The following is an 18643-nucleotide window of genomic DNA, read 5'->3' on the forward strand; positions in this document are numbered from 1 at the left end:
GAGCTGAATCTGAATGAATCCATCCGCAGGGAGGCCAGGACATGGTGCAGCAGGCGAGCGGGCCGCGTGAGGTCAGGGCGGCGCGGGGGACGGGGCTGACGGCGCAGGGGTGGCAGCAGGAGGCGGCCCTGCGGATGCTGATGAACAACCTCGACCCGGAGGTCGCCGAGCACCCGTCGAAGCTGGTGGTGTACGGCGGGACGGGCAAGGCGGCGCGGGACTGGCGCTCGTTCGACGCCATGGTGCGGACGCTGGAGGGGCTGAAGCAGGACGAGACCATGCTGGTCCAGTCCGGGCGGCCGGTCGGCGTCATGCAGACCCACGAGTGGGCGCCTCGGGTGCTGATCGCCAACTCCAACCTGGTCGGCGACTGGGCCAACTGGGAGGAGTTCCGCCGGCTGGAGAGCCTCGGGCTCACCATGTACGGGCAGATGACCGCCGGCTCGTGGATCTACATCGGCACCCAGGGCATCCTGCAGGGCACCTACGAGACCTTCGCCGCCGTCGCCAACAAGCGGTTCGACGGCACGCTGGAAGGCACCATCACCCTCACCGCCGGCCTCGGCGGGATGGGCGGCGCCCAGCCGCTGGCCGTCACCATGAACGGCGGCGTGGCGATCTGCATCGACTGTGACCCGTCCCGGATCGCTCGCCGGATCGAGCACCGCTACCTGGACGTCGAGGCCAAGGACCTCGGGCACGCGCTGGAGCTGGCCACCGCGGCCCGCGACAAGCGGCAGCCGCTGTCCATCGGCGTGCTGGGCAACGCCGCCGAGCTGGTCCCGCAGCTGCTCGCGATGGACGCGCCGATCGACATCGTCACCGACCAGACCAGCGCCCACGACCCGCTCGCCTACCTGCCGGTGGGCGTCGCCTTCGACGACATGGCGGACTACGCGGCGGCCAAGCCCGCCGAGTTCACCCAGCGGGCCCGCGAGTCGATGGCCCGGCACGTCGAGGCGATGGTCGGCTTCCAGGACGCGGGCGCCGAGGTCTTCGACTACGGCAACTCGATCCGCGGCGAGGCCCAACTGGCCGGTTACGACCGCGCGTTCGCCTTCCCCGGCTTCGTCCCCGCGTACATCCGGCCGCTGTTCTGCGAGGGCAAGGGCCCGTTCCGCTGGGCGGCGCTGTCCGGCGACCCGCAGGACATCCACAAGACCGACAAGGCCGTCCTCGACCTCTTCCCGGAGAACGAGTCGCTGCACCGCTGGATCAAGATGGCCCAGGAGAAGGTGCACTTCCAGGGCCTGCCCGCGCGGATCTGCTGGCTCGGCTACGGCGAGCGCGACAAGGCCGGCGAGCGCTTCAACGACATGGTCGCCTCCGGCGAGCTGTCCGCGCCGATCGTGATCGGCCGCGACCACCTCGACTGCGGCTCGGTCGCCTCCCCGTACCGGGAGACCGAGGCGATGCTGGACGGCTCGGACGCGATCGCCGACTGGCCGCTGCTCAACGCCATGGTCAACGTGGCCTCCGGCGCGTCCTGGGTCTCCATCCACCACGGCGGCGGCGTCGGCATCGGCCGCTCGATCCACGCCGGGCAGGTCACCGTCGCCGACGGCACCGCGCTGGCCGGCGAGAAGATCCGCCGGGTGCTCACCAACGACCCGGGCATGGGCGTGATCCGGCACGTGGACGCCGGCTACGACCGGGCCACCGAGGTCGCCGCCGAGCGCGGCGTCCGCGTCCCCATGGGTGAGCTGTGACGTCCTCGTTCGAAGAGATGTGGGCGGAGCTGCTCCCCGTGGGCCGCTCCGCCGCCTCCGGCGGCTACCGCCGCTTCGCCTGGAACTCCGCCGACGCCGAGTGCCGGGCCTGGTTCGAGCAGCAGGCCCGGGACCGCGGCCTCGCCTACGAGCTGGACCGCAACGGCAACCAGTGGGCCTGGCTGGGCGATCCGAACGCGGGCGGGGCGGTCGTCACCGGCTCGCACCTGGACTCCGTTCCGGACGGCGGCGCCTTCGACGGCCCGCTCGGCGTGGTCTCCTCCTTCGCGGCCCTGGACGAACTCCGCGCCCGCGGGGCCGAGTTCACCCGCCCGCTGGCGATCACCAACTTCGGCGACGAGGAGGGCGCCCGGTTCGGCGTGGCCTGCATCGGCTCCCGCCTGTCCGCCGGCGTGCTCTCCCGCGAGGCCGCGTACGAGCTGCGCGACGCCGACGGCGTCCGGCTGCCCGACGCGATGGAGCGGGCCGGCTACGACCCGGGCGCGATCGGCGCGGACGACGACCGGCTGGCCCGGATCGGCGCCTTCGTCGAACTCCACGTCGAGCAGGGCCGCCTCCTCACCGAGGACCGGCCGGTCGGCGTGGCCAGCGCGATCTGGCCGCACGGCCGCTGGCGGTTCGACTTCCACGGCGAGGCCAACCACGCCGGCACCACCCGGATCGAGGACCGCCGCGACCCGATGCTGACGTACGCCAACACCGTGCTCGCGGCCCGCAAGAAGGCCCGGCAGGCGGGCGCGCTGGCCACCTTCGGCAAGGTCGCGGTCGAGCCCAACGGCACCAACGCGATCGCCTCGCTGGTGCGCGGCTGGCTGGACTCCCGGGCCGCCGACGAGGCGACGCTCACCGCGCTGGTCGAGGAGATCGAGCAGGCCGCCGCCGAGCGCGGCGGGCGCGACGGCGTCCGGGTCGAGCTGACCCGCGAGTCCTACACCCCGGTGGTGGACTTCGACGGCCCGCTGCGCGACCGGCTCGCCAAGCTGCTGGACGCCCCGGTGCTGCCCACCGGCGCCGGACACGACGCCGGGATCCTGGCGTCGGCCGTCCCGACCGCCATGCTGTTCGTGCGCAACCCCAGCGGGGTGTCGCACTCCCCGGCCGAGCACGCCGAGGAGGCCGACTGCCTGGCCGGGGTCGCCGCCCTCGCCGACGTACTGGAGGACCTGGCGTGTCGCTGAGCCCCTTGACCTCGGGGACCGAGCCGGTGGCGTACTGGGCGCAGTACGCCTGGCTGCCGCACCCCAACGGGCCGGTGGTCGAGCGCAACGTGCTGATCACCACCGGCCCCGGCGGCCGGATCACCGCGGTGACCCCGGACAGCGGGCCCTGCCCGCCCGGGGCCGTCCGCCTCGACGGGCTGCTGCTGCCCGGCCAGGCGAACGCCCACTCGCACGCCTTCCACCGGGCGCTGCGCGGCCACGTCCAGGTCGGCTCCGGCACCTTCTGGACCTGGCGCGACACCATGTACCGGTTCGCCGGGGCGCTCGACCCGGACCGCTACCTGGCGCTCGCCACCGCCGTCTACGCCGAGATGGCGCTGGCCGGGGTCACCGCCGTCGGCGAGTTCCACTACCTGCACCACGCCCCCGGCGGCGCCCGCTACGACGACCCCAACGCGATGGGCGAGGCGCTGATCGAGGCCGCCGCCCGGGCCGGCATCCGGATCACCCTGCTCGACACCTGCTACCTGTCCGCCGGCTTCGGCGCCGAGCCGACCAGGCCGCAGCAGCGGTTCAGCGACGGCGACGCCGAGGCCTGGGCGGTGCGGGCGGACGCGCTCAAGCCCCGCGAGCACGCCCGGATCGGCGCCGCCGTCCACTCGGTGCGGGCCGTCCCGGCCGAGCAGCTGGGCACCGTCGCGCAGTGGGCGGCGGTGCGCGAGGCGCCGCTGCACGTCCACCTGTCCGAGCAGACCGCCGAGAACGACGCCTGCCTCGCCGCGCACGGCGTCACCCCGACCCGGCTGCTCGCCGACCACGGCGTGCTCGGCCCGCGCACCTCGGCCGTGCACGCCACCCACCTCACCGACGAGGACGTCCGGCTCCTCACCGACACCTCCACCACCATCTGCATGTGCCCCACCACCGAGCGGGACCTCGCGGACGGCATCGGCCCGGCCCGCCGGCTCGCCTCGGCGGGCTGCCCGGTCACCCTGGGCAGCGACAGCCACGCCGTCATCGACCCGTTCGAGGAGGCTCGCGCCCTGGAGCTGAACGAGCGGCTGCGCACCCGCACCCGCGGGCACTGGACGGCCAACCTCCTGCTGCGGGCCGGCACCGAGGACGGGCACGCCTCGCTCGGCTGGCCGGAGGCGGGGCGGGTCGAGGCCGGCGCGCTCGCCGACTTCACCGTGATCGCCCTGGACTCGGTGCGCACCGCGGGCCCGCCGCCCCGCCTCGGCGCCGAGACCGCCGTCTTCGCGGCCTCGGCGGCCGACGTGCGGCACGTGGTGGTCGGCGGCCGGCAGATCGTCCGGGACGGCGTGCACCAGCTCGTCGCGGACGTGCCGGGCGCGCTGCGGGACTCGATCGGCGCGCTGGACCACTGACCTCTTTGTTCAATTCCCTTCGGAAGGCGTTGTCTTGAGCACCAGGACCACCTTGATCACGGGCATCGGCAGCCTGGTCACCAACGACCCCGGGCACGGCACCGGGCCGCTCGGCCTGCTCACCGACGCGGCCGTGGTGCTGGACGGCGGCACCGTCGCCTGGGTCGGCCCGGCAGCGCAGGCCCCGGCGGCGGACGAGCGCTTCGACGCCGAGGGCCGGGCGCTGCTGCCCGGCTTCGTCGACTCGCACGCCCACCTGGTGTTCGCGGGGGATCGTACGGCCGAGTTCAACGCCCGGATGTCCGGGCAGGCGTATTCGGCGGGTGGCATCCGGACGACGGTGGCGGCCACCAGGGCGGCGAGTGACGCCGAACTGGAGGCCAACCTGGCCGGATTCGTCCGGGAGGCGCTGCGGCAGGGCACCACCACCATCGAGTGCAAGTCCGGCTACGGGCTGACGGTCGAGGACGAGGCGCGGGCGCTGCGGATCGCCGCGCGGCACACCCCGGAGACCACCTACCTGGGCGCGCACGTGGTCGCGCCCGAGTACGCCGAAGACCCGGCCGGGTACGTCGACCTGGTCACCGGCGAGATGCTGGACGCCTGCGCCCCGCACGCCCGCTGGGTGGACGTGTTCTGCGAGCAGGGCGCCTTCGACGGCGACCAGGCGCGGGCCGTTCTGACGGCGGGGATCGAGAAGGGCCTCACACCGCGCGTGCACGCCAACCAGCTCACGTACGGGCCCGGCGTGCAGCTCGCGGTGGAGCTGGGGGCCGCCTCGGCGGACCACTGCACCCACCTGACCGACGAGGATGTCGCGGCACTGGCGGGGTCGGCGACGGTCGCGACGCTGCTGCCGGGGGCGGAGTTCTCGACGCGGGCCGAGTACCCGAGCGGGCGCAGGCTGCTGGACGCGGGCGCGGTGGTGGCGCTGTCCACCGACTGCAACCCGGGCTCCAGCTTCACCAGTTCGATGGCGTTCTGCATCGCGGTCGCGGTGCGCGAGATGGGCATGACCCCCGACGAGGCGGTCTGGGCGGCAACCCTGGGCGGTGCCCACGCGCTGCGGCGCAGCGACGTCGGCACCGTCACGGTCGGCGCCCGCGCCGACCTGCTGCTGCTGGACGCGCCCTCGCACGTGCACCTGGCCTACCGCCCGGGCGTGCCACTGACGGCGGCGGTCTGGCGAGCTGGCGTCCGGGAGGTCTGAGTAGCCGCAGCCGGAACGGCCAGCATGCCCCGATGCCGATTTCTCCCAAGGTCGTCAGGGCTGACGGTAGGCGCGGACAAGCAGGGTGTCTGCAGCGCGTGTACTCGGCACGGTGGGAGGGAGCCGGTCGACACTGATCTTCGTGAACCCCGCCTCGTCCAACAGCTTCGTCCAGACGGCCTCCTGGAGAACCCAGCGGCGCATGGTTGCCGGGGCGCCGTCCGGGGTGCGGGCCGGAACGTCGGCGTGCTGGACGTCCGGTTCAGCGGGGGCTCCACCGAGGTAGTGGCCCAAGGTGGAGGCGGCCAGCAGTCCGCCGGGTCGCAGGGCGCGGGCAGCGGCCGGGAGCAGCTGGCGAGGGTCGGCGAAGTCGAGGCTGCCGAACACCGAGTAGAGCACGTCGTACTCGTCTGGATGCGCCTCCAGGTGCGCGGTCGCGCCGGCGCGCACCGTGCGCAGGCGCGGTACGAGGTGGCCGTAGAGGTCGCAGGCCATCGCGTGCTGGGCGGGGGAGGCGTCGATCGCGTCGACCCGCGCCGGAGAGTGGTGGGCGACGAGGTGCGCGGCATGACGGGCGGCACCCGCGCCGAGGTCCGCCACGACGAGGCCGGTGATGTCCCCCAGCACCTCGGTTTCAGGCCCGCCGTCCTGGGCCCAGACCCAGTGGAAGGCGCCGGGGACGGTCCGGTTGGTGTCAGCGCGGGTGCGGCCGTAGTGATGCCAGAGGTCCGGCACACCGGAGTGGACGGGTGAGGTGGTCGTCACCCGGGTCATCCTCGCGTCCGGCGTGCGCCGGCGCAGGGGTTTGGGTGAACTCCACCCTTCCGGGTCGCGGTGGCCCCGGACTGAGCTCGGGGCCACCGCAACTGTCCGGTCAGTGCGAGTCGTTGCCGGGGTGGCAGGGGCTGCACTTGGAGGCATCCGCCCACAGCGGCAGGTCCACGTCCCAGCCGTCTGCTGCTATGAGCTGGGCGGTGCGCAGCACGGTGCCGTCGTCCTTGTACTCGACGGCCGGCACGTGGTGCAGGAAGTGGCCGTTGTTGTGCTTCTGGCACAGCTCGGCGTAGGCGACGGTGTCCAGGATGATCGTGTGGACGCCGATGTCCACCAGCGAGCTGGGGCCGAGGCCCAGGTGTTCGCTGCGGTGGGCCATCGCGGTCAGCAGGTAGGCGTAGCCCTGGCCGAGGACGCGGGCGGCCATGATGGTGTCGTAGGGGTAGTCGCGCATCAGGAGGCCGATCTGCTTGTCCCACAGGTCGGCGGGGATGTGGTCGCGCACGTTCCGGAGCGGGCCGACGATCGGGTCGGCGGGTGCAACTGCGGTTGCCATGGTTCCTCCGACTGTTGTTGGGGCACCTGGTGACGCCGGGCGCTGCCCGGCGGCTCTGTGAAATCTACGGACCAATTCTCTTATTGCTCAAGGAAGTTGCGGAGAATTGCGGATGCCTCACCCCAGTGAGTCGATCGCGGCGGTGATCAGTGCACGGGCGGCGCCGCCGTGAACGGCCAGGGCGCCGAAGCGCACGAATGCCTGCGCGTAGAGGGCGAGGTCGCTGGGCGCGGTCACGGTGACCTGGGCCGACAACAGCTCCACCCCGGCCTGGCGGTCGTCGAACAGGTTGAAGGTCTCCGTGGGCCACATGGTGCGGGAGGCTGTGAACGGGATGACGCCGAGCGAAACCGAAGGCATCGACATGACCCTGAGCAGGCTGCCGAGTTGTTCGGCCATCACCGTGTCGTCGCCGATCCGATAGCGCAGCACGGATTCCTCGATGACTGCGACGAAGCGGCGCCCGCCCTCGAAGACGACGCTGGAACGGGCGAGCCGGGCTTCGACCGCGTCCGCCACGTCGTCCGGGGTCTGGCGGACGTCGGCCACCGTGCGCAGCAGGGCGCCGGCGTACTCCCGGGTCTGCAGGGCACCGGGAACGACGCGGGAGGAGTAGGCACGGAAATGGCGGGTGCGGGTGTAGAGAGGCACCCGGGCTTCCTGGGCGTGACGCAGGCCGGTCCGGGTGATGCGCCGCCACTCGACGTACAGGGAGTCCGCCGCCCTGTTGGAGGCGATCAGATCGGGCGCTTGGCCGTCGGCGCCGCAGGCGCGGCACCACGTGCGAATGTCCGAGTCGGACGGGGCGGCCTTGGCGTTGAGGATGCGGGAGGTTTTGGCGGGGTGCCAGCCGCAGAGGGCGGACAGTTCCCTGCCCTTCAGGCCGGCGTTCCGCATCAGCTCGCCGAGGCGGGTAGCGAGGGTCGCGCGGGCCGCCTGGACGCTGGAGGACGGGGAGATCGGCATCGTCACTGGGGCGCTCGAAACCGGTGGCGGTCAGATGCTGAACTTCTCGTGTGGTACGGCCCGTTGCCAGACCGCCTCGAACGCGGTGGCGCACAGTAGGGCCACCGCAGGGTCGTCGCTGAAGGACGGCCCAGCACTCTCCCCGTCGCCGGTGAAGTGGTTGAACCGCACCAACTCGCCGTCGAACAGCCAGAAGTCGCAGCCCGGCAGGGCGAGGTCCGCTGCCTGCCGTCGCGGCAGCCAGCGGATCTGCTCGCCCGCGGCGATGTTGGTGAACGTCCCGGAGTGCTCGAACCGGATGTACTCCGAGACCGGCTCAGACACGATCCGGGCACGGCGAACCTCGACGCCCCGGCTCACGGTCTTCTCGATCAGCGTCAGCCACGGACGCCACCAGGACGCACGGTCGGCCGGGTCGTAGCGGAAACCGTCCCGCCAAGCGGCGACCGCCTCCGCCTCCTTCACTACGCTGTAGGAGTCACGCATCTCCAGGTGAACCGCGCTGGAGCGCGTAGCAGTCAGCTGCTCAGCGAACGTCGGCACCTTCGGCGGCATCGCATGCCTTCCTCAAGATCGGCACCATGCGGGCCGGCAGCCGGACCACATCCTCCGAATCGGGGATGCTCCCGGTCTCCCGGCACTTGGCGCGCAGCTTCTCGGTAGCCTTCCAGCCCTGCACGACGATCTCGTCAGCCTCGTCGTCGTACCAGACGGTCGGGCACTCGTCGTCCCCGGTATTGGGGTCGATCCCGATGAACCGTAGTGCCATGCCAGCTTCCCCTTGCAACTCGGTTGCGTGGATTTGCATGACGATTCCCGGATGAGCAACTGTCGTCAAGAGTGCGTACTCCGAGTGCAGTTGCAACCCATCGGCCACATTCGAGTTGCTGGCGGCCTCTTGCGGGAAGCAAGAGGCCGCCGGACCGATTCGCTCAGGGGTTGGTGGTGAGGTGGTCGAACTCGCCTGCCTTGGCGCCCTGGAGGAACGTGGCGAACTTGAGGGACGTGGTGCAGACGATGACGTGTGCGTCGTCGGACTCGCGTACTTCGATCAAACCGTCGATGGAACGCACCTCGACGCAGTTGTCGCTTGCGCCCGAGTAGCTGGACTTCTGCCATGCGGAGTTAGACATGCTGACCTGCCATTTCTTCCTTGATCGACTGCAGGAAGTCCCGTGACTTCTCCTCGGAGAGCGCCGTGGAGTCCATCATGGCAAGGAGGGCGCGAAACCTCGTAAGGTGGGTGGGGCTGTCGAAGAGCTGGACGCCATGGCCTGTGTCCATCTGCGCGGCGTCCAGGTCCGTTATGGGCCCTTCGGCATAGGTGAAGTTCTCGCACGGGCTCGGGACAGCGCCAGCAGCGAACGGTACGACTCGGACCGAGATGCTGGGCTGCTCTGAGTCGGCGAGGAGTGCGTCGACCTGCTCGACGTTGACCTTCGGATCACTGAACTGCATGCGCAGGGCCGCCTCATGGATGAAGGCGGTGTACGGCGTCGCTCCAGATCGGATGATGCGCTGCCGTTGCATGCGGAAGGCTGTCTTGAGATCGACCTCGTGACGCAGCGGTGGCGGGTAGGCCTGAGCGAACAATGCTGCCGTGTAGGCGCCGGTCTGGAGCAGGCCGGGGACGAAGGTAGTCCCGTAGGTCGAGAGCCTGCGAGCGTGACCCTCCAGTTCAGCGACGTTGAGGAAGTCTGTTGCCAGCGTTTCTCGATACTCCTCCCACCACCCGGGCTTGCCTCGCTCGGTGATGACGTCGGCGAGCGCGTCGATCAGCGGCTGGTTGGAGCACATGCATGTCGTGGCGATCGTGTGCAGCCGCTCCACGCTGATGCCGATCTTCCCCGCCTCCATCTGCGTCACCTGGGCCGGATTCATGCCGACCGCTCTGCCGAGCTGGCTGCCGCCGAGGCCGATCTGCTCTCGCATCCTCCGCAGTTCTGTTCCCAGCCTGCGCTGACGGAGTGTGGGGTTCGTACGAGCCATGGTTCCTTCCGGGGCGAGGGTGGTCCAAGTCTGCCGCGTGGCCTGACATGGGTCCATCTGAGACCGCCAGCCACGATCGAGGGAATATTTGGATCCCATGGAAATTTTCTCATGGATCTGAGTTATCGTCATTCTCAGCTCGAACCGACGGATCGTCAGTAATGCCTGCACTCAGGGCAGTAGGCGCCTGCTGCCCTGAGTGCACGCCGAAGAGAAGCCGCCGCCCCGGCCTGGCTCACGGCGACGACCCCGTCACCACCTCTCCCCACACCACAGCCTCCCGGAGGTTCCCGTGTGCACCCGTAACACCCCCTCGCTCACCCTCTCCCGCCAGGCCCTGCGGGACGCCATGACCCGCAGCGGCTGGGACGCCGACGCCGTCTTCAACGCCGAACTCGCCCTCTGCGAGCTCATCGTCAACGCCTGGCGGCACGGCGACACCCCCGCGCCCGTCGTCTGGTTCTCCATCCTCGACCGCACCCTCCGTGTCACCGTCTCCGACGAGAGCGACGCCCTCCCGCAGCCGCGCACGCCCGCCGACCTCGCCGAGACCGGTCGGGGCCTCCAGCTCGTGGACGGCCTCACCCACCGCTGGGGCGTCGACCCGCAGAAGCGCGGCAAAACCATCTGGTACGAGCTGGACTCCCGCGCGTGACCCGCGACCCCATCGTGCCGGAGGACCCCCGGATGCGCGACTACACCAAGCCCCAAATCATGTCTCTCCTAGGGGAGTTGCATAGGCGCGGCCTGCCGCACGGGCTCCTCTGGGGGTCCGCCTCGACGGGCGGGACCACCATCGACGGACGCATCCTGATCGACTTCGGGAACGCGCCGGTCAGCACTCTGCTCAACCTCCTCCGCCTGCTCCGCGACCTGGACGATGACGACGAGGAGCGGCACCGGTGAAGTTCTTCGTCGGCGCGATCCTCCTCGCCCTCCTCGCCCTCGCCATCACCACCGTCGCCCTCGGCGTCCTCGCCACCCTCAAGATGCCCCACCCCGACGACCGCGACGACCAGCACTGAACCGCGCGAAGGCCCTCGCCCACCCGGGCGAGGGCCTCGCGGGCGCCCACTCAGCGTCAGTCCGCTTGAAGCTCCTTCACCACCTGCTCCGCCAACACGCGGGCGCCCTGAAGGCGAGGGTCCTCGGGATGCGCGTACGGCCCGAGGATCTTCGCCGCGACGAACAAGGTCATCAGCTTGCCGTCCCGGCTCGCGAAGTCGCCGCTCCGCTCGACACGGACACGATCAGCCAGCGCAGGCACGGCAAGCGACGCCGCCCACAGCGTGGCAGCGTCCAGGCCACGCGGGGCCATACCCCAGTCTTCCCAGTCGAAGACGCAGAACTCGGGCGCCGTCACGTTCGCCCAGTTCAGATCCGCATGCGCCGGACACCACTCGCTCACCGTGGCGTCGATGCCCGGGAACACCTGACGGATCGTCCGAGTCACCAGCTCCTGGGTGATCGTCTCCGTGTCCGGCGTGGCGATCCGATTCGTTCGCTGCCCCGCGAGCGCATCGAGAGAGGCGTTCAGCTCCGGCCACCAGCTGGGCGGCAGGTCGGGACCCTCGGTCACAACGGCGGACCCCGCCGGGGCGGATGGCAGTAGTTCGGTTTCATCGGCTCGCCACATGACTGGCTCGACCTCATCATCCCGCCAGGCGATGCCGGCCAGCCACGCGGGCTTCGCAATCCCTCGCAGGGCCTCGGCGGAGGGGGTGCCGTCCCAGCCCTGGACACCGATTCGATCGAGTCCTCGCCGCTCGATGCGTACCCACGTGCCACGCGTCGTGCCGGCTCCCACGGATCGGCGTTTGCGGACCACTGTCGCCCTGTTGAGTTGCGTGCCCAAGGCCGTCTCGACACGTACCAGCACCTCGTCCACCGGTGCCCGGCGCAGATCCGTCATGGGACAACGGTAGCGATGCTCAGCGGAGTTGGGGCTCGCTCCAAACGGGACGCTGTTGGTCAATCATTGGCCAACGGGTCCCCCCAGGGTGAGCGTCTCGCGGTTGCACGTGTGCAGGAAACGCGCGTCCGGTTTGCGGCGCACCGTGCCCGCTGCGGCAGCCCTGGCCGCAGACCGACCGGCCCGGCTACCTGGCGCAGGAAGTCGGCCCGGCCGACCTCCTGCGCGTTCAGGTGCTTTCTACACGCCAGTGACCAGGCTGCGGCGTTCGGTGGCGCGGGCGCCGCTCAGCCCACGCCCAACGATCTCCGCAGGAACTCCAGTTCATGCAGCAGCAGGTGCTCCACCACCGCCTCGTCGGTCGGCCGGTGGCCGGTGGCGCGTAGTGGTAGGACCTCGTGCGGGCGTCCGGCGGCGAGGAGGGCGTGGGAGAGCCGCAGGGTGTGCGCGGGGAGGACGTTGTCGTCGGCGAGGCCCTGGATCAGCAGGAGCGGGCGGCGCAGCTCCGGGGCCCCGGCGATCAGGGAGCCGTCGTCGTAGTGCTCGGGGTGTTCGTCGGGGTGGCCGAGGAAGCGTTCCTGCCAGTGGGTGTCGTAGAGCCGCCAGTCGGTGGGGGCGGCGCCGGCGGAGGCGGCGTGGAAGACGTCCGGGCGGCGCAGGACGGCGAGGGCGGCGAGGTAGCCGCCGTAGGACCAGCCGCGGATGCCGACCCGGTCGAGGTCGAGCAGTCCGGGCCGCAGCCGGGCGGCCTGGTGCAGGCCCTCGACCTGGTCCGCCAGGGCGGGGCCGGCCTTGTCGCCGTAGATCGTCTTGTCCCACCGCGGCCCGCGCCCGGGGGTGCCGCGGCCGTCGACGACCAGCACCGCGAAGCCCTGGTCGGCGAACCACTGGGAGACCCGGCCCCACCACGCGCCGCCGCTGGTGACCTTGTGCATCCCGGGCCCGCCGTACGGGTCGAGCAGCACGGGCAGCGGGGCGCCGCCGGGGCGGTGGCCGGTGGGCAGGAAGAGCGCGGCGCGCAGCTCGCGGGGGCCGAGGCGGAGCAGTTCGGGGCGTGCGGTGAGGACGGGCGGCTGCGCGTACGAGGCCATCGGGTGCGCCGTCCGGTCGTCGCGGTGGACGGTGGTGCGGCCGGCCGGGAAGCCCTCGGAGCGGGTGGTGACGACGAGGGCGGCGCCGCGCCGGATGCCCGTGTGGACGCCGGGGCCGCTGCTCAGCCGCCGGATGCCGCGGCCCGGTTCGTAGTGCCAGAGGTGGGTCTCGGTGGGGTCCTCCAGGGCGGTGAACAGGACCTGTTCGCCGTCCGTGCCGAGCACCTCCCACAGCTGTAGTCCGGGCGGGGTCACCGGCTCGCCGTCGACGGTGAGGTGCCGGGTGTCGCCGAGGTCGGCGGTGTCGACCAGGGCGCCGCCGGCGGTGCGCGCGGGCAGGCCGGGGAGGAGCTCGACCCAGTGCTCGTCGCGGCGTTCGGCGAGCACCCGGGTGGCGCCGTCGGGCCCGATCGCCAGGGTGCGGACGGTGCGCTGGTCGCGGCTCTGCACGGCGGCGTACGGGCCGTGGGCGTCCCAGCCGGCGGCGGTGAGGTACTCGAACGCGGTGCGGTCCCAGCGGACCTCGGTGCGGGTGCCGTCGAGGCCGAGCAGCAGGAGCGAGACCTCGGCGTTGGCGGTGCCGGCCAGCGGGTAGCGGATCACGCGGGGCGGGCGCTGCGGGTCGGTCGGGTCGGCGAGGTGCACGCGGTGGACGGGGCGCTCGTCGACGCGGGTGACGAGCAGTGCGGTGCCGTCGGGGGACCACCAGTGGCCGCGGGTGCGGTACATCTCCGCGGCGGCGACGTACTCGGCGACGCCGTACGCGACGTCCCCGGCCTCGGGCTCGGCGAGCGCCCGGTCGTCCGTGGCGCTCCCGTCGTCCGTGCCGTCCGCGTCGTTCGTGCTGTTGACGGTGACCACGCGCAGGGCGCCGTCGCCGGTGTAGGCGATCCGGCGGCCGGTCGGGTCGAGCCGCGGGTCGTGGACGCCGGTGGCGGTGGGGACGGCGCGGACGGTGCCGTCGGCGGTGTCGGCGAGCCAGAGGGCGCCGTCGAGCGCGAAGGCGGCGAGCCGGCCGGTGGCGTCGGTGCTGTAACCGGTGATGCCGTCGGTGGAGGGGCCGGCGCCCAACGCGGCCGGGTCGGCGATCAGCCGTTCCCGGCCGGTGGCGGTGTCGAGCGCCCAGAGGCAGGCGAGCGGGTCGGTGCCGCCGCGGCTGCGCAGGAACAGGACGGCGGCGCCGTCGGCGGTGATGCCCGGGTGGGTGGGGGCGCCCAGGGTGAAGCACCGGGTGCGGGCGAGCTGGCGCGGTAACGGGTCGGTCGTCATGCCGGGCACCATAGGCACGGCCGACGCGGCGTTGTCGAGCGGAAAACGGCCGGGGCCGTCGCGGATCTCAGGAATCCGCGGCGGCCCCGGCTCGGGCGGGCGTGGGCGTCAGTGGACGTCGCCCATGAGCTTGACGACCCGCTTGCGGTACGTCGCCAGCGCGATGCCGGCGACGATCGCCATGGCGCCCTGGACCGCGAAGTACCAGGTGCTGCCGACCACCTTGTCGCCCAGCACCAGCTGGAAGATGGCGGCCACGCAGTCGCCGGCGGTGACGGCGAGGAACCAGACGCCGACCATCTGGCTGGCGTACTTGGTGGGGGCCAGCTTGGTGGTGACGGACAGGCCGACGGGGGAGAGGGCGAGCTCGCCGACGGTCTGGACCAGGTAGACCGTGGCCAGCCACAGCGGGGTGACCTTGGCGTCGCCGGAGGCGGCGCCCATCGCCGCCATCATGACCAGGAAGGACGCGCCGATCATCAGCAGGCCGAAGGCGAACTTCATGGTGGTGCTGGGGTTCTTCGACCGGCGGGCCAGGGCGACCCAGAGCCAGGCGAAGACCGGGGCCAGCGCCATGATGTACAGCGGGTTGAGCGACTGGAACCAGCTGGACGGGAAGTTGATCCCGAACAGCGTGGAGGCGGTGTGGTCCTTGGCGAAGACGTTCAGCGTCGAGCCGGACTGGTCGTAGATCATCCAGAACACGGCGGCGGCGACGAAGAACCAGATGTAGCCGCTCATCTTGGACTGCTCGTCCGAGCTGAGGTCCTTGTCGCGCTTCACCTTGGCGAACACGAAGACCGGGATCGCCAGGCCGGCGATGGACAGCGGCCAGACCGCCCAGTCGATGGTGAAGTGGCCGGTGGAGACGACGATGCCGTAGAAGACGACCGCCGCGGCCAGCCAGATGCCGGCCTTGCGGAAGATCTTGCGCTTCTCGTCCGCGCCGATCGGCGAGGTCACGATGTCGCTGGTGGGGCTCAGGTGGCGGGTGCCCAGCAGGAACTGGAGCAGGCCGAGCGCCATGCCGATGCCGGCCAGGGCGAAGCCCAGGTGCCAGTCGACCTTCTGGCCGACGGTGCCGACCACCAGCGGGGCGAAGAAGGCGCCGAGGTTGACGCCCATGTAGAAGATCGTGAAGCCGCCGTCGCGGCGCGGGTCGTTCGGGCCGTCGTAGAGGTGGCCGACCATCGTGGAGATGTTGGCCTTGAGCAGGCCCGAGCCCACCGCGATGCAGACCAGACCGGCGAAGAACGCGCCGGTGAACGGCACGGCCAGCAGGAAGTGGCCGGCCATGATGATCGTGCCGCCGATCGCGACCGTCTTGCGGGCGCCGAGGAAGCGGTCGGCGATCCAGCCGCCCGGGAGGGCCAGCAGGTAGACCATGGCCGTGTAGACGCTGTACACGGCGCCGGCGGTCGCCAGCTTCATGCCGAGGCCGCCGTCCGTGACGGAGGCGGTCATGTAGAGCACCAGCAGGGCGCGCATGCCGTAGTAGCTGAAGCGCTCCCACATCTCGCTCAGGAAGAGCGTGGCGAGCCCTCGGGGGTGACCGAGGAAGGTCTTGCCGCTGGGCGAGGCCGGGGTGAGGCCGGCTTCCAGGGTGGTAGACGCCATGAGTAGGGGTTCCTTGCCTGACAGCGTCCGCCAAGGGGGGTGGCGGCGGACGTGGACGGAACCACTCTACGTGGCGATATTTAGCGTTATCAGATGACAAAAGCCACGAATCAGGTATGGGAATGGCAAAGTCCGTGACAGATCTGCCCGATCTATCCATGGTAGACGGGCAAATTTCCCTTCAATTTCAAGATTGAAGGCCGGATTCTTCGCCGAACGGGCGGTCTGCGACGGCGTGTTGAGCCTGAAGGTGCTCTTGTGTAACGATCACGCTCTGTGAACTACCTCACAAGGCAGTCCGCCATACCCGGGCGGACTACCATCACCACATGACCTGTGTGCTGCTCGCCGAGGACGATCCGGCGATCTCCGAACCGCTCGCCCGAGCCCTGCGACGTGAGGGCTATGAGGTGCTCGTCCGGGAGGACGGTCCGACCGCACTGGCCGCGGGCCTGACCGAGGAGGTCGACCTCGTCGTCCTCGACCTCGGCCTGCCCGAGATGGACGGCCTGGAGGTCTGCCGTCGCCTGCGCGCCGACGGCAAGAGCTGCCCCGTCCTGGTGCTCACCGCCCGCGCGGACGAGGTGGACACCGTGGTCGGCCTCGACGCCGGTGCCGACGACTACGTGACCAAGCCCTTCCGCCTGGCCGAACTGCTCGCCCGCGTCCGCGCCCTGCTCCGGCGCGGCAACGTCGACCAGCTCACCACCGGCGCGCACGGGGTGAAGATCGACATCGAGTCCCACCGCGCCTGGCTCGGCGAGGAGGAGCTCACCCTCTCCGCCAAGGAGTTCGAGCTGCTGCGCGTCCTCGTCCGGGACGCCGGCCGGGTGGTCACCCGCGAGGAGATCATGCGGCAGGTCTGGGACACCACCTGGTGGACCTCCACCAAGACCCTGGACATGCACATCTCCTGGCTCCGCAAGAAGCTCGGTGACGACGCGGCGAACCCGCGCTACATCGCCACCGTGCGCGGAGTGGGGTTCCGGTTCGAGAAGAATTAGCCCCGTACGGAGAACGCGGCCGGGAGTCGGCCGATGAAGCGGAGCACCTCGGGGAGCGGCAGCGTGAAACGCCGGATGATCAACTCACTGCTGGGCGTCGTCCTGGTGGTGGTCGTGGTGTTCTGCGTGCCGCTCGCCCTGGTCGAGAAGCGCACCATCGTCAACTCGGCCCAGGACCGGGTGGACGCGGCCGCCGTCCGGGTGCTCGCGCTGGTCGAGAACCGGCTCTCCGCGGGTGAGTCGGTCACCGGCCGGGCCTTCGACAACCAGGTCACCGAGGGCAGCTACGTCGAGGTGCAGATCCCCGGCCAGGACGTCGTCTCCAGCGGCGAACGCCTGGCCGGCGGCCACCTGCTGAAGGCCGTCGAACGCGGCAACAGCGGCGAGGTCGTCACCGTCGAGCAGTCCCGCGCGGACGTCGACCACGAGATCGCCAACATGCTGCTGCTGCTCGGCGTGGTCGCCCTGCTGGCCGTCCAGGCCGCCGTGGCGCTCGCCGTCTGGCAGGCCAAACGGCTCGCCCGGCCGCTCACCGACCTGGCCGAGACCGCCGAACGGCTCGGCTCCGGCGACCCGCGCCCCCGCGACCGCCGCTACGGGGTGCCCGAACTCGACCGGGTCGCCGAGGTGCTGGACACCAGCGCCGAGCGGATCGCCCGGATGCTCACCGCCGAACGCCGGCTCGCCGCCGACGCCTCGCACCAGCTGCGCACCCCGCTCACCGCGCTCTCCATGCGGCTGGAGGAGATCACCGCCCTCGCCGAGGAGCCGGAGACCGTCAAGGAGGAGGCGACCATCGCCCTCCAGCAGGTCGAACGGCTCACCGACGTCGTCCAGCGGCTGCTCACCACCCAGCGCGACCCGCGCAGCCCCACCGCGGTGGCCTTCGACCTGGACGAGGTGATCAAGCAGCAGGTCGAGGAGTGGGGCCCGTCGCTGCGCGAGACCGGCCGGGTGCTGTCCCTGGAGGGCCTGCACGGGGTCACCGCCGTCGGCACCCCGGGCACCGTCGCCCAGGTGCTGGCCACCCTGATCGAGAACTCGCTGATGCACGGCGCCGGGACGATCACCCTGCGGGTCCGGCCCTCCGGCACCTCGGTGGTGGTCGAGGTGCAGGACCAGGGCGCCGGCGTTCCGCCGGACCTCGGCAACCGGGTGTTCGAGCGCGCCGTCAGCGGCCGCAACTCCACCGGCATCGGCCTGGCCGTCGCCCGTGACCTCGCGGAGGCGGACGGCGGGCGGCTCGAACTGCTCTCGCTGAAGCCCGCGGTGTTCGCGCTCTTCCTCGGCCGCAGCCACACGGACTGAGCCGGGGCGCGTGCGGCCGGGGGTGCGGCTGGCTGACTACTACTCGGCCTTGGCGTAGCGGATCTGCTCGGCGGCCAGCATCAGCTCGGCCTGGGCGGCCAGCTCCTGGCCGCTGGCGCCGCCGGTGTCGCCGGCGCTGCTCGCTTCCTGTGCGACCGGCTCGGGCAGCGCCTTGAACACCCAGGTCCGGTACGAGAAGAAGCGGAACACGGTGGCCACCGCGAGGCCGGCCACCTTGGCGCCCAGCTGCTCGTAGTGCGAGTCGAGGCCGAGCACGTACACCGAGAAGCCGAGCACCCCGGTCTCGATCAGCATGCCGATGCCGCTGTACACCAGGAACAGCGTGATCTCCCGCTTGCGCGAGGCGGCGTCGCGGTCCCGGTACAGCCAGTAGCGGTAGCCCAGGTAGTTGGTGGCGATGGCGATCAGCGTCGCCGCGATGTTGGACCGCAGCGAGGCCAGGCCCAGCCCGTTGAGGCACACCCAGAACACGGCGAAGTTGACCACCACGCCGCTCAGGCCGACCAGGCCGAACTTCACCACTTCGCCTGACAGCCCCCGCAGTTTCTGCGAGAGCGAAGGGCTCGAAGCTGCGGACGTCGCCATACCGGGCTGCCTCCATGTGCCTGCGGGTCGAAGAGCGGATCGCGTGGACGCGTCCACCCCTTG

Annotated in this window: 20 protein-coding genes; 9 read left to right on the top strand and 11 right to left on the bottom strand. The window is 71.2% G+C overall.

All coding sequences use genetic code 11. The annotated features are described in order from the left end of the window. Nucleotides 1-41: 41 nt before the first annotated feature. From hutU to hutI, 4 genes are read left to right on the top strand one after another with little or no spacing between them, the layout of a single operon-like run. Nucleotides 42-1709, top strand: coding sequence for a urocanate hydratase (gene hutU / locus OG556_RS21580; protein WP_371518545.1), 1668 nt, complete (start codon nucleotides 42-44; stop codon nucleotides 1707-1709). A gap of 17 nt (nucleotides 1710-1726) precedes the next feature. Continuing rightward, complete coding sequence (locus tag OG556_RS21585; RefSeq protein WP_371522797.1) at nucleotides 1727-2908, top strand: allantoate amidohydrolase; 1182 nt, start codon at nucleotides 1727-1729, stop codon at nucleotides 2906-2908. Further along, complete coding sequence (locus OG556_RS21590) at nucleotides 2899-4278, top strand: formimidoylglutamate deiminase (RefSeq protein WP_371518546.1); 1380 nt, start codon at nucleotides 2899-2901, stop codon at nucleotides 4276-4278. Before OG556_RS21585 ends, OG556_RS21590 begins: the two co-directional genes overlap by 10 nt. Before the next feature lie 34 nt (nucleotides 4279-4312). Continuing rightward, on the top strand, nucleotides 4313-5488 hold the full coding sequence (hutI, locus tag OG556_RS21595) for an imidazolonepropionase (protein WP_371518547.1): 1176 nt from the start codon (nucleotides 4313-4315) through the stop codon (nucleotides 5486-5488). 54 nt (nucleotides 5489-5542) lie between these two features. Here hutI and OG556_RS21600 read toward each other — a convergent pair whose 3' ends face one another. The 7 genes from OG556_RS21600 to OG556_RS21630 all read right to left on the bottom strand — a co-directional run bounded on the left by OG556_RS21600 (nucleotide 5543) and on the right by OG556_RS21630 (nucleotide 9905). Further along, the gene (locus OG556_RS21600; RefSeq protein WP_371518548.1) at nucleotides 5543-6262 is read right to left on the bottom strand and encodes a class I SAM-dependent methyltransferase; all 720 of its coding nucleotides are present in this window, start codon (nucleotides 6260-6262) and stop codon (nucleotides 5543-5545) included. A 100-nt stretch (nucleotides 6263-6362) separates the two neighbouring features. Next, a complete protein-coding gene (locus tag OG556_RS21605; RefSeq protein ID WP_371518550.1) occupies nucleotides 6363-6818 on the bottom strand; it encodes a hypothetical protein in 456 nt (151 codons plus the stop codon). Between the two features lie 117 nt (nucleotides 6819-6935). Beyond that, nucleotides 6936-7784 (bottom strand): helix-turn-helix domain-containing protein, encoded by an 849-nt coding sequence (locus OG556_RS21610; protein WP_371522798.1) that lies wholly within the window; start codon nucleotides 7782-7784, stop codon nucleotides 6936-6938. Nucleotides 7785-7814: 30 nt separating this feature from the next. Continuing rightward, the gene (locus OG556_RS21615) at nucleotides 7815-8339 is read right to left on the bottom strand and encodes a DUF6879 family protein (protein ID WP_371518551.1); all 525 of its coding nucleotides are present in this window, start codon (nucleotides 8337-8339) and stop codon (nucleotides 7815-7817) included. After that, nucleotides 8311-8592 (bottom strand): hypothetical protein, encoded by a 282-nt coding sequence (locus OG556_RS21620; RefSeq protein WP_371518553.1) that lies wholly within the window; start codon nucleotides 8590-8592, stop codon nucleotides 8311-8313. The genes OG556_RS21615 and OG556_RS21620 overlap by 29 nt, the downstream gene beginning before the upstream one ends. 124 nt (nucleotides 8593-8716) lie before the next feature. Continuing rightward, a complete protein-coding gene (locus OG556_RS21625) occupies nucleotides 8717-8917 on the bottom strand; it encodes a DUF397 domain-containing protein (protein WP_371518555.1) in 201 nt (66 codons plus the stop codon). Beyond that, on the bottom strand, nucleotides 8910-9905 hold the full coding sequence (locus tag OG556_RS21630; protein WP_371522800.1) for a helix-turn-helix domain-containing protein: 996 nt from the start codon (nucleotides 9903-9905) through the stop codon (nucleotides 8910-8912). The genes OG556_RS21625 and OG556_RS21630 overlap by 8 nt, the downstream gene beginning before the upstream one ends. A gap of 160 nt (nucleotides 9906-10065) precedes the next feature. Here OG556_RS21630 and OG556_RS21635 point away from each other — a divergent pair, with 160 nt between their 5' ends. Genes OG556_RS21635 through OG556_RS21645 form a run of 3 tightly spaced genes read left to right on the top strand, consistent with a single transcriptional unit; the run spans nucleotide 10066 to nucleotide 10798 of the window. Further along, a complete protein-coding gene (locus OG556_RS21635; RefSeq protein WP_363369146.1) occupies nucleotides 10066-10428 on the top strand; it encodes an ATP-binding protein in 363 nt (120 codons plus the stop codon). Next, complete coding sequence (locus OG556_RS21640) at nucleotides 10425-10679, top strand: hypothetical protein (protein ID WP_371518557.1); 255 nt, start codon at nucleotides 10425-10427, stop codon at nucleotides 10677-10679. The genes OG556_RS21635 and OG556_RS21640 overlap by 4 nt, the downstream gene beginning before the upstream one ends. Next, on the top strand, nucleotides 10676-10798 hold the full coding sequence (locus tag OG556_RS21645; RefSeq protein ID WP_363369142.1) for a hypothetical protein: 123 nt from the start codon (nucleotides 10676-10678) through the stop codon (nucleotides 10796-10798). Before OG556_RS21640 ends, OG556_RS21645 begins: the two co-directional genes overlap by 4 nt. Nucleotides 10799-10854: 56 nt before the next feature. Here OG556_RS21645 and OG556_RS21650 read toward each other — a convergent pair whose 3' ends face one another. The 3 genes from OG556_RS21650 to OG556_RS21660 form a co-directional block, all read right to left on the bottom strand. Beyond that, entirely contained in the window at nucleotides 10855-11685 is an 831-nt protein-coding gene (locus OG556_RS21650; protein ID WP_371518559.1) for a phosphotransferase, read from the bottom strand. Nucleotides 11686-11972: 287 nt separating this feature from the next. Further along, on the bottom strand, nucleotides 11973-14045 hold the full coding sequence (locus OG556_RS21655; RefSeq protein ID WP_371518560.1) for a prolyl oligopeptidase family serine peptidase: 2073 nt from the start codon (nucleotides 14043-14045) through the stop codon (nucleotides 11973-11975). Nucleotides 14046-14153: 108 nt separating this feature from the next. Further along, nucleotides 14154-15662, bottom strand: coding sequence for a peptide MFS transporter (locus OG556_RS21660; protein ID WP_371518562.1), 1509 nt, complete (start codon nucleotides 15660-15662; stop codon nucleotides 14154-14156). A gap of 329 nt (nucleotides 15663-15991) precedes the next feature. Here OG556_RS21660 and OG556_RS21665 point away from each other — a divergent pair, with 329 nt between their 5' ends. Both OG556_RS21665 and OG556_RS21670 read left to right on the top strand, forming a co-directional pair. Then, nucleotides 15992-16666, top strand: a complete 675-nt coding sequence (locus OG556_RS21665; RefSeq protein WP_030290974.1) for a response regulator transcription factor — start codon at nucleotides 15992-15994, stop codon at nucleotides 16664-16666. Between the two features lie 63 nt (nucleotides 16667-16729). Next, the gene (locus tag OG556_RS21670; protein ID WP_371522802.1) at nucleotides 16730-17974 is read left to right on the top strand and encodes an ATP-binding protein; all 1245 of its coding nucleotides are present in this window, start codon (nucleotides 16730-16732) and stop codon (nucleotides 17972-17974) included. A gap of 39 nt (nucleotides 17975-18013) precedes the next feature. Here OG556_RS21670 and OG556_RS21675 read toward each other — a convergent pair whose 3' ends face one another. Then, complete coding sequence (locus OG556_RS21675) at nucleotides 18014-18580, bottom strand: GtrA family protein (protein WP_371518564.1); 567 nt, start codon at nucleotides 18578-18580, stop codon at nucleotides 18014-18016. Nucleotides 18581-18643: the final 63 nt, after the last annotated feature.

The sequence above is a fragment of the Kitasatospora sp. NBC_01300 genome (assembly GCF_041435235.1).
Classification (GTDB): Bacteria; Actinomycetota; Actinomycetes; order Streptomycetales; family Streptomycetaceae; genus Kitasatospora.

Bases quoted from the DNA above. Each gene is read 5' to 3' on its own strand.
- OG556_RS21605 (WP_371518550.1), bottom strand. From the start codon at position 6,818: ATGGCAACCGCAGTTGCACCCGCCGACCCGATCGTCGGCCCGCTCCGG.
- OG556_RS21600 (WP_371518548.1), bottom strand. From the start codon at position 6,262: ATGACCCGGGTGACGACCACCTCACCCGTCCACTCCGGTGTGCCGGAC.
- OG556_RS21630 (WP_371522800.1), bottom strand. From the start codon at position 9,905: ATGACGATAACTCAGATCCATGAGAAAATTTCCATGGGATCCAAATAT.
- OG556_RS21675 (WP_371518564.1), bottom strand. From the start codon at position 18,580: ATGGCGACGTCCGCAGCTTCGAGCCCTTCGCTCTCGCAGAAACTGCGG.
- OG556_RS21660 (WP_371518562.1), bottom strand. From the start codon at position 15,662: ATGGCGTCTACCACCCTGGAAGCCGGCCTCACCCCGGCCTCGCCCAGC.
- hutU (WP_371518545.1), top strand. From the start codon at position 42: ATGGTGCAGCAGGCGAGCGGGCCGCGTGAGGTCAGGGCGGCGCGGGGG.
- OG556_RS21615 (WP_371518551.1), bottom strand. From the start codon at position 8,339: ATGCCGCCGAAGGTGCCGACGTTCGCTGAGCAGCTGACTGCTACGCGC.
- OG556_RS21665 (WP_030290974.1), top strand. From the start codon at position 15,992: ATGACCTGTGTGCTGCTCGCCGAGGACGATCCGGCGATCTCCGAACCG.
- OG556_RS21610 (WP_371522798.1), bottom strand. From the start codon at position 7,784: ATGCCGATCTCCCCGTCCTCCAGCGTCCAGGCGGCCCGCGCGACCCTC.
- OG556_RS21650 (WP_371518559.1), bottom strand. From the start codon at position 11,685: ATGACGGATCTGCGCCGGGCACCGGTGGACGAGGTGCTGGTACGTGTC.
- OG556_RS21625 (WP_371518555.1), bottom strand. From the start codon at position 8,917: ATGTCTAACTCCGCATGGCAGAAGTCCAGCTACTCGGGCGCAAGCGAC.
- OG556_RS21585 (WP_371522797.1), top strand. From the start codon at position 1,727: ATGTGGGCGGAGCTGCTCCCCGTGGGCCGCTCCGCCGCCTCCGGCGGC.
- OG556_RS21655 (WP_371518560.1), bottom strand. From the start codon at position 14,045: ATGACGACCGACCCGTTACCGCGCCAGCTCGCCCGCACCCGGTGCTTC.
- OG556_RS21620 (WP_371518553.1), bottom strand. From the start codon at position 8,592: ATGCAAATCCACGCAACCGAGTTGCAAGGGGAAGCTGGCATGGCACTA.